This is a genomic window from Vibrio iocasae (genome assembly GCF_042245395.1).
In the GTDB taxonomy this organism is placed as follows: domain Bacteria; phylum Pseudomonadota; class Gammaproteobacteria; order Enterobacterales; family Vibrionaceae; genus Vibrio; species Vibrio iocasae.
In genome coordinates this window covers 2,889,159-2,901,611 of sequence record NZ_CP145311.1, presented here as the reverse complement: position 1 = coordinate 2,901,611, position 12,453 = coordinate 2,889,159, and the positions used below count along the sequence as shown (strand labels likewise).

General features: G+C 44.5%; 10 protein-coding genes and 1 tRNA gene. All 11 read left to right on the top strand.

The genetic code is table 11. The features are described 5' to 3' along the window. The first annotated feature begins 40 nt into the window (after nucleotides 1-40). The 11 genes from SNR28_RS23070 to SNR28_RS23020 all read left to right on the top strand — a co-directional run bounded on the left by SNR28_RS23070 (nucleotide 41) and on the right by SNR28_RS23020 (nucleotide 12,413). A tRNA-Met gene (locus SNR28_RS23070) sits at nucleotides 41-117 on the top strand. Between the two features lie 254 nt (nucleotides 118-371). Continuing rightward, nucleotides 372-827, top strand: coding sequence for a ribosome maturation factor RimP (gene rimP, locus SNR28_RS23065; RefSeq protein ID WP_375751194.1), 456 nt, complete (start codon nucleotides 372-374; stop codon nucleotides 825-827). 35 nt (nucleotides 828-862) lie between these two features. Next, the gene (gene nusA / locus SNR28_RS23060) at nucleotides 863-2,350 is read left to right on the top strand and encodes a transcription termination factor NusA (RefSeq protein ID WP_375751193.1); all 1,488 of its coding nucleotides are present in this window, start codon (nucleotides 863-865) and stop codon (nucleotides 2,348-2,350) included. Between the two features lie 27 nt (nucleotides 2,351-2,377). Next, nucleotides 2,378-5,089 (top strand): translation initiation factor IF-2, encoded by a 2,712-nt coding sequence (gene infB, locus SNR28_RS23055; RefSeq protein WP_375751191.1) that lies wholly within the window; start codon nucleotides 2,378-2,380, stop codon nucleotides 5,087-5,089. A 251-nt stretch (nucleotides 5,090-5,340) separates the two neighbouring features. Next, complete coding sequence (gene rbfA / locus SNR28_RS23050; RefSeq protein WP_375751190.1) at nucleotides 5,341-5,736, top strand: 30S ribosome-binding factor RbfA; 396 nt, start codon at nucleotides 5,341-5,343, stop codon at nucleotides 5,734-5,736. Then, complete coding sequence (truB, locus tag SNR28_RS23045) at nucleotides 5,736-6,674, top strand: tRNA pseudouridine(55) synthase TruB (RefSeq protein WP_375751189.1); 939 nt, start codon at nucleotides 5,736-5,738, stop codon at nucleotides 6,672-6,674. Before rbfA ends, truB begins: the two co-directional genes overlap by 1 nt. 113 nt (nucleotides 6,675-6,787) lie before the next feature. Then, nucleotides 6,788-7,057 carry a 30S ribosomal protein S15 gene (rpsO, locus tag SNR28_RS23040; RefSeq protein ID WP_375751188.1) on the top strand — a complete coding sequence of 90 codons (270 nt, stop codon included), beginning with the start codon at nucleotides 6,788-6,790 and terminating at the stop codon, nucleotides 7,055-7,057. 308 nt (nucleotides 7,058-7,365) lie between these two features. Continuing rightward, nucleotides 7,366-9,498: a polyribonucleotide nucleotidyltransferase gene (pnp, locus tag SNR28_RS23035; protein ID WP_375751187.1), complete on the top strand. Its 2,133-nt coding sequence runs from the start codon at nucleotides 7,366-7,368 to the stop codon at nucleotides 9,496-9,498. Nucleotides 9,499-9,571: 73 nt separating this feature from the next. Beyond that, nucleotides 9,572-10,498 (top strand): lipoprotein NlpI, encoded by a 927-nt coding sequence (nlpI, locus tag SNR28_RS23030; RefSeq protein ID WP_375751185.1) that lies wholly within the window; start codon nucleotides 9,572-9,574, stop codon nucleotides 10,496-10,498. Nucleotides 10,499-10,612: 114 nt separating this feature from the next. After that, nucleotides 10,613-11,023: a MarR family winged helix-turn-helix transcriptional regulator gene (locus tag SNR28_RS23025; RefSeq protein WP_375751184.1), complete on the top strand. Its 411-nt coding sequence runs from the start codon at nucleotides 10,613-10,615 to the stop codon at nucleotides 11,021-11,023. Nucleotides 11,024-11,087: 64 nt separating this feature from the next. Then, nucleotides 11,088-12,413 carry an MATE family efflux transporter gene (locus tag SNR28_RS23020; RefSeq protein ID WP_375751182.1) on the top strand — a complete coding sequence of 442 codons (1,326 nt, stop codon included), beginning with the start codon at nucleotides 11,088-11,090 and terminating at the stop codon, nucleotides 12,411-12,413. Nucleotides 12,414-12,453: the final 40 nt, after the last annotated feature.

The window sequence follows — 12,453 nt, the reverse complement described above, 5'->3', positions numbered from 1 at the left end:
GTAAATCAAAACGTTGAGCGTATAATGCTCGACAGTCGGACGCGGGGTGGAGCAGCTTGGTAGCTCGTCGGGCTCATAACCCGAAGGTCGTCGGTTCAAATCCGGCCCCCGCAACCAATATTGATGCTGATTTACAAGTTCATAGTTAATATTCTTTGTAATGGCAATTTTTTGCTAGAATTATATTAACTATGAAACCAAATAGCTTACTTAATTAAAGTTAGTTGTTTGGTGTATCAGGGTCCAGCATTTAAAAAACCCCGACTTTTCGGGGTTTTTTATTATCTATTTTCTGGTTTCCAGAAAGTGGTGTTATTGCTTGGAATGTTAGATTGGGCTCTGAGCCCTTTTTTTGTTTCTGGAGTGGTTTAATGACTGGTTTAGAAAGGCAACTAACTGAAATGCTTGAACCTGCGGTAGAAGCTGCGGGTTATGAATTAGTTGGTTTGGAGTTTATCCGTGCGGGTGAACACTCAACACTGCGTATCTTTATCGATAGCGAAAATGGCATCAATGTGGATGATTGTGCCGAAGTGAGCCATCAGGTAAGTGCTGTAATGGATGTCGAAGATCCAATATCTGTTGCTTATAGCCTGGAAGTTTCTTCACCAGGTCTGGAGAGACCACTGTTTAAAGCAGAACATTATCAACAATTTATTGGTCACGAGGTCAGCATTGTTCTGAAAATGGCTATGGGCAACCGTCGTAAGTGGAAAGGTGTTATCCATTCCGTTGATGGCGAAACTATCTCTGTCACTGTAGAGGGACAAGAGGAAGAGTTTGCTCTAAGCAATATTTCTAAAGCTAACCTGATCCCTAAATTTTAGTTCTCCTAGAGAGAAGAGCTTAAGAGGCTGGAAAAATGAACAGAGAAATTTTAGCGGTTGTTGAAGCTGTTTCTAACGAGAAAGCTGTTCCTCGTGAGCGAATCTTTGAAGCGCTTGAAATCGCACTTGCGACTGCTACAAAAAAGAAATACGAAGTTGAGATCGAAGTTCGTGTTGAAATCGATCGTAAAACTGGTGAATTCGATACATTCCGTCGTTGGATGGCTGTTGAAGAAGTAGAGAATCCAACAAAGGAAATCTCTCTAGAAGCTGCGCAATACGAAGATGAAACTATCGAAGTTGGTGGTTATATCGAAGACGAAATTGATTCAGTAACTTTTGACCGTATTACTACTCAGACAGCTAAACAAGTAATCGTACAAAAAGTACGTGAAGCTGAGCGTGCACAAATCGTTGAGCAGTTTATCGATAACGAAGGTGAGTTGGTAACAGGTGTAGTTAAGAAGGTAAACCGCGACACTATCGTGCTTGACCTGGGCAACAATGCTGAAGCCGTTATCCTACGTGATGACCAACTTCCTCGTGAAAACTTCCGTCCGGGTGACCGTGTACGTGGTCTTCTTTACAAGGTAGCTCCGGAAGCTCGTGGATTCCAGCTATTCATCACTCGCTCTAAGCCAGAGATGCTAACTGAACTGTTCCGCATCGAAGTGCCAGAAATTGCTGAAGAGCTAATCGAACTGCGTGGTGCGGCTCGTGATCCAGGTTCTCGTGCGAAGATTGCCGTTAAGACAAACGACAAGCGTATTGACCCTGTAGGTGCATGTGTTGGTATGCGTGGTGCACGTGTGCAGGCTGTATCTGGCGAGCTTGGCGGAGAGCGTATTGATATCGTTCTTTGGGACGATAACCCAGCTCAGTTTGTTATCAACGCTATGGCTCCGGCTGACGTGGCTTCAATCATCGTTGATGAAGACGCTAACTCAATGGACATCGCGGTTGAAGCAGACAATCTTGCACAGGCTATTGGCCGTAATGGCCAGAACGTACGTCTGGCTTCTCAGCTAACGGGTTGGGAACTGAACGTAATGACTGTTGAAGATCTTGAGAAGAAGCATCAGGAAGAGTCTGTTGCATCAATCGAGAACTTTATGAAGTATCTGGACATTGAGCAAGACTTCGCAGAGCTACTTGTTGAAGAAGGTTTCTCAACACTAGAAGAAGTCGCTTACGTACCAGTTAACGAGCTTCTTGAAATTGATGGTCTGAATGAAGAGATTGTTGAAGAGCTACGTGGTCGTGCAAAAGAAGCACTGACAACATTGGCTCTTGCTCAGGAAGAATCATTTGAAGGCCTTGAGCCAGCAGAAGATCTGCTTGGCTTGGAAGGTCTTGAACGCGAAATGGCGTTCAAATTAGCAGCAAAAGGTGTTGCTACACTAGAAGATTTAGCTGATCAGGGTATTGATGATCTAGAAGGGATCGAAGACCTGACAGAAGAGCGTGCTGGAGAGCTTATAATGGCCGCTCGTAATATCTGCTGGTTTGGCGAAGAAGAATAATTTCAGCAAGTAGTAGGAGGTAGCGTAATGACGCAACTTACAGTAAAAAACCTGAGTGAAGAGATCGGTACACCGGTTGAGCGCTTGATCGAACAACTTGCTGATGCCGGAATCAAAAAATCAGGCAATGATGTTGTTTCTGAAGAAGAGAAGCAAAAACTGCTTACACACTTGAAAAAAGAGCACGGTGACACCTCTGGTGAGGCTCAGCCGACTCGTTTGACTCTACAACGCAAAACTCGAAGCACATTAAATGTTGCAGCGAGCGGTGGTAAGAGTAAGAATGTGCAAGTTGAAGTGCGCAAAAAACGTACATACGTTAAACGTAGCGCAGTAGATGAGGAAGCTAAACGCGAGGCAGAAGAAGCTGCGAAGCGTGAAGCGGAAGAGGCAGCTAAGCGCGAAGCAGAAGCAAAGCGTCTGGCTGAAGAAGAAGCAAAACGCAAAGCAGAAGAAGCTAAGCGTGAAGCCGAAGAAAAAGCAAAACGTGACGCTGAAGAGAAAGCGAAACGTGATGCTGAAAAGGCTAAACGTGAAGCAGAAGAAGCTGTGAAGCGTGAAGAGAGTCCAGCAGAAAAAGCTATGCAAGAAGCAGCGCAGAAAGAAGCAGATGAACTAAAACGTCGCCAAGATGAAGAAGCTAAGCGTAAAGCGGAAGAAGAAGCCGCACGACTGGCTGAAGAAGCTCGTAAATTAGCGGAAGAAAACGAGGCGCGTTGGAAAGAAGAAGAACAGAAGAAGAAGGCACAGGAAGAGAAATCTGACTACCATGTGACAACTTCTACTTATGCCCGTGAAGCTGAAGACGAAGCTGACCGTCGCGCAGATGGTGGTCGTCGTAAGCGTAAGAAGAAAGCGGGGAACGATGATTCAAACAACGCTAACAACCGTGGTGGCCGCAACCAGCGCGGTAAAGGCCGTAAAGGCAAGCTAGCTAAACCAACTTCAATGCAGCATGGCTTTGATAAGACAGCGACAGTAGCTAAGCAAGATGTTGTTATCGGTGAAACTATCGTAGTTTCTGAACTGGCTAACAAGATGTCTGTTAAAGCGACTGAAGTTATCAAAGTGATGATGAAGATGGGCGCTATGGCGACTATCAACCAGGTTATTGACCAGGAAACAGCACAGCTAGTAGCAGAAGAAATGGGCCACAAGGTTGTTCTTCGTAAGGAGAATGAACTGGAAGAAGCAGTTCTATCTGATCGTGATGATACAGCTGAAGCTGTGCCACGTGCTCCGGTTGTTACTATCATGGGTCACGTTGACCACGGTAAAACATCGACACTTGACTACATCCGTAAAGCACACGTTGCTTCAGGCGAAGCAGGTGGTATTACTCAGCACATTGGTGCATACCACGTAGAAACTGACAACGGCATGATCACGTTCCTGGATACTCCTGGACACGCAGCATTTACTGCAATGCGTGCACGTGGTGCTCAGGCAACAGATATCGTTGTTCTAGTTGTTGCAGCGGATGATGGTGTAATGCCACAGACAATCGAAGCTATCCAGCACGCGAAAGCGGCAGGTGTACCTCTGATTGTAGCGGTAAACAAGATCGATAAAGAAGAAGCAAACCCAGATAACGTTAAGAACGAGCTTGCTCAGTACGATGTTATTCCTGAAGAGTGGGGCGGTGAGAACATGTTCGTTCACATCTCTGCTAAGCAAGGTACAAACATTGAAGGGCTACTAGAAGCCATTCTTCTGCAAGCTGAAGTACTAGAGCTATCTGCTGTAGCAGACGGTATGGCTTCTGGTGTAGTTGTTGAATCTCGTCTTGATAAAGGTCGTGGCCCAGTTGCAACTGTACTGGTTCAGTCTGGTACTCTGAACAAGGGTGATATCCTTCTTTGTGGTCAGGAGTATGGCCGTGTTCGTGCAATGCGTGATGAAATCGGTAAAGAGATCTTCACTGCAGGTCCTTCTATCCCAGTTGAAATCATCGGTCTTTCTGGTGTTCCAGCTTCTGGTGATGAAGCAACAGTTGTACGTGATGAGCGTAAAGCGCGTGAAGTAGCGAACTACCGTCAGGGTAAATTCCGTGAAGTTAAGCTAGCTCGTCAGCAGAAGGCTAAGCTAGAGAACATGTTCTCTAACATGGCTGCTGGTGAAGTTGCTGAGCTGAACGTTGTACTGAAAGCTGACGTACAGGGCTCTGTTGAAGCAATTACTGACTCACTACTGAAACTGTCTACTGACGAAGTTAAAGTAAGCGTAGTAGGTTCTGGTGTTGGTGGTATTACTGAAACTGATGCAGTACTTGCAGCAGCTTCTAACGCTATCATCCTTGGCTTTAACGTTCGTGCTGATGCATCGGCTCGTCGTACAATCGAAGCTGAGAACTTGGATCTACGTTACTACTCAATCATCTACCAGCTTATCGATGAAGTTAAGCAGGCAATGGGTGGTATGCTTGCTCCTGAGTTCAAGCAGGAAATCATCGGTCTTGCAGAAGTACGTGACGTATTTAAGTCGCCTAAGCTTGGTGCAATCGCAGGTTGTATGGTTACTGAAGGTCTGATTAAGCGTAATGCTCCTATTCGTGTTCTACGTGATAACGTTGTTATCTACGAAGGTGAACTAGAGTCACTACGTCGCTTTAAAGATGACGTTCAGGAAGTTAAGAATGGCTACGAGTGTGGTATCGGCGTTAAGAACTACAATGATGTTCGCGTTGGTGACCAGATCGAAGTATTCGAAACAGTTGAAGTTAAGCGTACGCTTGACTAATAAAGATTGACTAAAATTGTTAAAGGTTCCTTTAGCAATTGGTTGTTGAATACACCATGGGGGGCTGGTATTTACCATCCCCCCATATTTTCTTATATCGGGAAAGTTTGTGACTGCCTGTGTGGGTGTGATGGAGCAAACATAATTGCACATGGATGTGCAATTTCTAAGCGTACATGGATGTCTTGAGCGGTTTGCGGAATCATTCCCATACAGGTAGTGCGTACTCCGGTATTACTGAGAGAAAAATTATGTCAAAAGAATTTAGCCGCACGCAGCGCGTGTCGCAGCAATTACAAAAAGAATTAGCAGTTATTCTGCAAAGAGAAATCCGTGATTCACGTATGGGGATGGTAACTATCTCTGACGTTGAAGTTTCACGTGACCTTGCTTACGCAAAAGTATTCGTTACATTCCTTTGTGTTGGCGATCAGACTCCGGAAACGAGTCTGGCTGCACTCAAAGAACATGAAGCTCATGTTCGTATGATGCTTGGTAAGCGTATACGCCTACGTCTGACTCCAGAAGTTCGTTTTACTTACGATAATACCTTGGTTGAAGGTATGCGTATGTCTAACCTTGTTTCTGAAGTTGTTAGCAGTGACAAGCGTCGTGCAGAAGAATCTGGTCGCGAGGATGAAGAGTAATGGCTCGTCGTCGCAAAGGTCGTCCGGTTAACGGTGTTGTCCTTTTAGACAAGCCGACAGGGATCTCTTCCAATGATGCGCTTCAGAAAGTAAAGCGTATCTACTTTGCGGAAAAAGCAGGTCATACTGGTGCGCTTGATCCTCTGGCAACCGGCATGCTGCCAATCTGTCTTGGGGAAGCAACCAAGTTTTCACAGTTCCTTCTGGATTCAGATAAACGCTACCGCGTGATCGCTAAACTGGGTGAGCGTACAAATACCTCAGACTCTGATGGTGAAGTTGTTGAGACTCGTCCGGTGAAAGTTGACCGTGGTCAGCTAGAACGCTGTATCGCAAAGTTCCGTGGTACAACGGATCAGATCCCTTCTATGTTTTCTGCTCTTAAGTACCAGGGTAAACCTCTTTATGAGTATGCTCGTGAAGGCATCGAAGTACCACGTGAGTCTCGCAAAATAACAGTTTACGAGATTGAGCTTCTTCGTTTTGAAGGTGATGAAGTTGAGATGGAAGTTCACTGTTCTAAGGGAACTTACATTCGCACTATCGTGGATGATCTTGGTGAGATGCTGAGCTGTGGCGCACATGTAACTTACCTTCGTCGTACTGGTGTATCACACTATCCTTACGAGAAGATGGTTACGATTGAACAGCTTGAGGCGATGCTTGAGGAAGCAAGAGAGCAGGATATCCAGCCTAAAGAGTTGTTGGATCCGGTTCTTCTTCCTATGGACACTGCGGTGCAGGATCTACCGGAAGTTAACCTGATTCCTGAATTAACAGATATGGTTCAGCACGGTCAGCCAGTGCAGGTGTTTGGTGCACCCGCTGAAGGTCAGGTTCGTATGACCTCAGGTGAAGAGAAGCTGTTTATCGGAGTCGGTGAAATCGATGACGATGGCAAGGTAGCACCGAAAAGGCTGGTTGTATTTAGGGACTAGGGAAAATCCCCTTGCTATAAAAACGTGATACCCGTATAATTCGCGCTCCTCGTGTCGGCTGAATCAGAGATTGGCTGGCACAGTGTTTAACTTACTCTTATTAGGAGAGAATTATGTCTCTGAATGCAGAAACTAAAGCAGCAATCGTTGCTGATTACGCACGTGGCGAAGGCGACACAGGTTCACCAGAAGTACAGGTAGCTCTACTTACTGCTTCTATCAACCACCTACAAGGTCACTTTGCAAACCACAAACAAGACCACCACAGCCGTCGCGGTCTTCTACGCATGGTTTCTCGTCGTCGTAAGCTTCTAGACTACCTAAAAGGTAAAGATCTAGATCGTTACCACGACCTAATCAAACGTCTAGGCCTACGTCGCTAAGATCAGTTTGTATGAAAAAGGGGCTATCAAGCCCCTTTTTCTTTTTCTGCCCCAGAATTTACCTATAACTACCTGCACTTATTTTCTTTTTCATCTATACTACTGCCCAGTTGTGCATAGCGCATCTAATTCAACACGCACTTTTTTGAGTATTACAGTCACCGCAGTCGACCATAAGGTCGCGGCTAATGAAAAAAATCTTGAGAAGATATTTTCCATTAGTCGCGATTGGTAATACCTGAAAGGTGTTTTAGCTATTTGATTCTGGAGTTTATCCAGAGTCTTATTACATCTAAAGGAAAGTTATAATGTTCGCGAATCCAGTCGTTAAAACATTCAAATATGGTAACCACACGGTTACTCTAGAAACTGGCGTAATCGCACGTCAGGCAACTGCTGCTGTAATGGTAACAATGGACGACACTTCTGTGTTTGTTTCTGTTGTTGGTAAAAAAGAAGCAGTTGAAGGTCAGGATTTCTTCCCACTAACAGTTAACTACCAGGAGCGTACTTACGCTGCAGGCAAAATCCCTGGTGGATTCTTCAAGCGTGAAGGTCGTCCTTCGGAAGGCGAGACTCTGATTGCACGTCTTATCGACCGTCCAATCCGCCCGCTATTCCCGGATGCATTTAAAAATGAAGTTCAGGTTATCGCAACAGTAGTATCTGTAAACCCTGATGTTCAGCCTGATATCGTAACAATGATCGGTACTTCTGCTGCTCTAGCTATTTCAGGTATTCCGTTCAATGGTCCAATCGGTGCTGCTCGTGTCGGTCATATCGATGGTCAACTAGTACTTAACCCAAGCAACACTGAGCTAGAAACGTCTAAGCTTGATCTTGTTGTAGCTGGTACTGAATCTGCAGTTCTAATGGTTGAGTCTGAAGCTGATAACCTAACTGAAGAAGAAATGCTATCTGCAGTTGTTTACGGTCACGATCAGCAGCAGGCAGTAATTAATGCAATCAATGAGTTCAAAGCTGAAGTTGCAACTCCGGCTTGGGATTGGGTTGCTCCTGAAGAGAACACAGCTCTTAACACTAAGATTGCTGAACTAGCAGAAGCTAAGCTTGTTGAAGCTTACCAAATCACTGAAAAGATGGCTCGTTATGACCGTATTCATGAGATTGCTGCAGAAGTAAACGAAGTGCTACTTGCTGAAGATCCTGAAGCAAACACCAAAGAAATTCATACTATCTTCCACGATCTAGAGAAGACAGTTGTACGTCGCAGCATCATTGCTGGTAACCCACGTATCGATGGTCGTGAAAAAGACATGGTTCGTGCTCTAGACGTACGTACAGGTGTTCTTCCACGTACTCATGGTTCTGCTCTGTTCACTCGTGGTGAAACTCAGGCTCTTGTTACTGCTACTCTAGGTACACAGCGTGATGCTCAAATCATTGATGAGCTAACAGGTGAGCGTAAAGATCACTTCCTGCTTCACTACAACTTCCCTCCATACTGTGTAGGTGAAACTGGCTTTGTTGGTTCTCCTAAGCGTCGTGAAATCGGCCACGGTAAACTGGCTAAGCGTGGTATTGCTGCAGTAATGCCTTCTGTAGATGAGTTCCCGTACACTGTGCGCGTTGTTTCTGAAATCACAGAATCAAACGGTTCATCTTCAATGGCGTCTGTATGTGGTACGTCTCTGGCTCTTATGGATGCTGGTGTGCCAATTAAATCTTCTGTTGCAGGTATCGCAATGGGTCTTGTTAAAGAAGGTGGCGACTTTGTTGTTCTTTCTGACATCCTGGGTGACGAAGACCACCTTGGTGACATGGACTTTAAAGTAGCGGGTACTGACACTGGTATCACTGCACTACAGATGGATATCAAGATTGAAGGTATCACGAAAGAGATCATGCAGATTGCTCTTAACCAGGCACAAGGTGCGCGTAAGCACATTCTGTCTGTAATGGATGAAGCTATCTCTGGTGCTCGTGACGATATCTCTGAGTTTGCTCCACGTATTCACACTATGAAGATCAGCGCTGAGAAGATCAAAGACGTAATCGGTAAAGGTGGTGCAGTTATCCGTCAGCTAACGGAAGAAACTGGTACAACTATCGAAATCGATGACGACGGTACTATCAAGATCGCTGCAACTGACAATGCTCAGGCTAAAGACGCAATCAGTCGTATCGAAGCGATTACAGCTGAAGTTGAAGTAGGTAAAATCTACACAGGTAAAGTTGCTCGTCTTGCTGACTTCGGTGCATTCGTTACTGTTCTTCCTGGTAAAGATGGTTTGGTACACATTTCTCAAATCGCTGAGCAGCGTGTTGAGAAGGTATCTGATTACCTTGAAATGGGTCAGGAAGTTAAAGTTAAAGTACTTGAGATTGACCGCCAGGGTCGTGTACGTCTAAGTATGAAGGAAGCAGTAGAAAAGCCAGCAGAAGCTGAAGGCGATTCAAAAGCTTCTGATGCTGAGTAAGTAGCTTACTTATAGCAAAGCGTGATATAAAAGGGGGAGCATTGTGCTCCCCCTTTTTTGGAGAATTATATTTGTGAAATGGTTTCGATTAGTTGGATTAAGTGTACTTGTTGCTCTTTCCGGGTGTGCTTCTAAGGGTGTTGAGAACAAAGGGCAGAGTAGCTGGGTATATCCTCCTATGGCAGTCCCTCTTCAGCCTAGTATTCAGCAGGAAGTTCAGATAGCCCGTCTTAATCAGCTTCTATTAAGGCCAAATCTCGAAGATGAAGTCAGAGCTAAAATGTTTTATGAGCGAGGCAGCTATTACGACAGCCTTGGCTTAAGAGATCTCGCTCGACTTGATTTCAATAAGTCTCTTAGTTTAAACCCGGCACAGCCAGATATCTTTAACCTGTTAGGTGTTTATTACACTCAGGTAGGTGAGTTTGATGCTGCATATGAAGCATTTGATTCAACGTTGGAACTTGATTCTAAAAACCAGTATGCAGAGCGTAACAGAGCTATCGCCCTGTATTATGGTGACCGTATTGATCTGGCATTTGAAGAGATGACAGAGCACTACAAGGATGACCCAAGCGATCCGTTTCGAGCTCTTTGGCTGTATATCGTTGAGCGTGAGCTCGATCCTATCATTGCACGTGACAAACTCGCTTCTAGATACCGAAACCATAACGAAGAGTGGGGTTGGGTACTCGTTGCTATCATGCTGAATGACATTACTGAAGAGCAGGCGTTTAAAGCTGTACTCAAAGATACAAGAGATAATGTTGTGTTGGCGCAGCGATTAACGGAAGCCTATTTTTATTTAGGTAAGCGTTATCAGTTTGAAGGTGATTACGCGAATGCCATTGCCCTGTATAAACTGGCCGTATCCTTTAATGTTTATGAATATGTTGAACATAGATACTCATTTCTTGAACTTGGAAGAATATTTGAAGAAGTGAAACAGGCTCGCAAGGAAATGAAAGCCCAAAGTGAGCTAGGTTCGACAACTAAGTAGAGTTTCGTCCTAATCATTCAATAAAAAACCGCTGTTAACGACACAGCGGTTTTTTATTGCTTTGAAATATGGAGTGAGTAAAATAGTTAGCCTGACTAACTAAGTGTGCGTAATATGTCTCTAAAAGAAATTTTGTATGAGTTTGAGAGGTACGCGTCGAAAGAGTGGCGAGTATTTTCTAAAGAAGATCCGTTGGCGGCACTTAGCTTTAACGAGTTTGACTATCTAAAGGTAATCCAGGTTTCCGGAGAGCCTATCAGGATTACTGACCTTGCTACTGAGATGATGGTTACTAAACCTTCCGCTTCAAACATGGTCGTAAGGTTAGAGAAGAAAGGGCTCGTAAGACGAGTAAGCGACGAGTTAGACGCAAGGGTAAAGCGAGTAGAGTTAACCGATAAGGCAAAAAATGATCTTGCATTGGAAGATAGGGTTTATTCGCTCATTGTAGAAAAGTTTGAGCAGAAAGTAACAAAAGAAGAATCTGAACAGTTTGTCACTATTCTTACTAAGATGCTTAAGTGAAGGCTTACTACTTTCGTCAATATTTAACTAAATAGTTAGCTTTGCTAACAATGTGGTATGAACTGTGAAACCGATATATAAACAATTTTGGCATTATACCTTACCAACCGTAGCAGCGATGTTGGTAAACGGCCTGTATCAAATCATCGATGGTATCTTTATAGGGCAATATGTCGGTGCAGAAGGACTCGCAGGGATAAACGTAGCCTGGCCTATTATTGGTTCCGTGCTCGGAATCGGAATGATGGTGGGGGTTGGTACTGGTGCTATCGCTTCGATTAGTCAGGGAGCCGGAGAGCATACAAAGGCGAAAGATACGTTGAGTACCGGATTAGGAATTCTTCTGTTTGTTTACCCAATTCTTGCGTTGTTCCTGTTTTTCTATTCGGACGACTTGTTGCTTTTGCAGGGTGTAGAAGGCAATGTATTCGAACTTGGTAAGCAGTATCTGGATGTCCTTATTGTTGCTAATATTTTCGGCTTAGGCGGTATCGCGCTTCCGTTTTTGTTGAGAAATGATAACAGTCCCAAGCTTGCTACTGCACTTATGGTGTTAGGTGCGTTGCTTAACATCATATTGGATTATCTCTTTATTGGCATAATGGGATGGGAGTTGACCGGTGCCGCAATAGCAACCGCGATTGCTCAATGCATAACAACGGTTATCGGTGTTTGGTATTTCTTTTCGAAGTACGCCACGATGCGTCTTTCAGTCAAGAGTTTTACACTGCGGTTTGATTTGGTTCCGCAGATATTAACAATCGGCCTTTCGAGCTTCTTTATGTATGTTTATGGCTCCTTCATGGTTGCGGTGCATAACTGGATGTTTACTCAATATGGTAGTGTCCTGATTGTGGGCGCTTATGCCATCATTGGTTATATCGTGACGATCTACTATTTGACAGTAGAAGGTGTTGCAAATGGTATGCAACCACTGGTGAGCTTTAACCATGGTGCTAAGAAGCCTGAGTTGGTGAAGCAGCTACTGGGAATCGCTATGTGGACTTCCGTCTTGCTCGGAATAGTTTTTATCGCGATTGTAAACTTATTCCCTGAAACCATTATTTCTGTATTTAACAGTGAAGATCCTGAGTTACTCGCAGCAAGTACGCTTGGCATCCGCTTACATATGTTTACGCTATTCCTTGATGGGTTTATTGTGGTTGCTGCGGCTTACTATCAAGCGATTGGTGATAGCAAAAAAGCCATGTTTACAACAGGTGGAAACATGCTGGCACAGTTGCCGTTCTTACTGGTGCTACCTGTGCTATTTGGATTAGAAGGGGTTTGGTTGGCGTACCCTATTTCAAATATCCTGGTAAGCGTGATCTTAATTTTTGTTCTAAGAAAGGATGTGAAGCAAGAAGAGGCAATGCTTTGTAAGGCTTGATAAATGGAGATAGGCTACAGGCTTGCTATCGGCCTGTAGC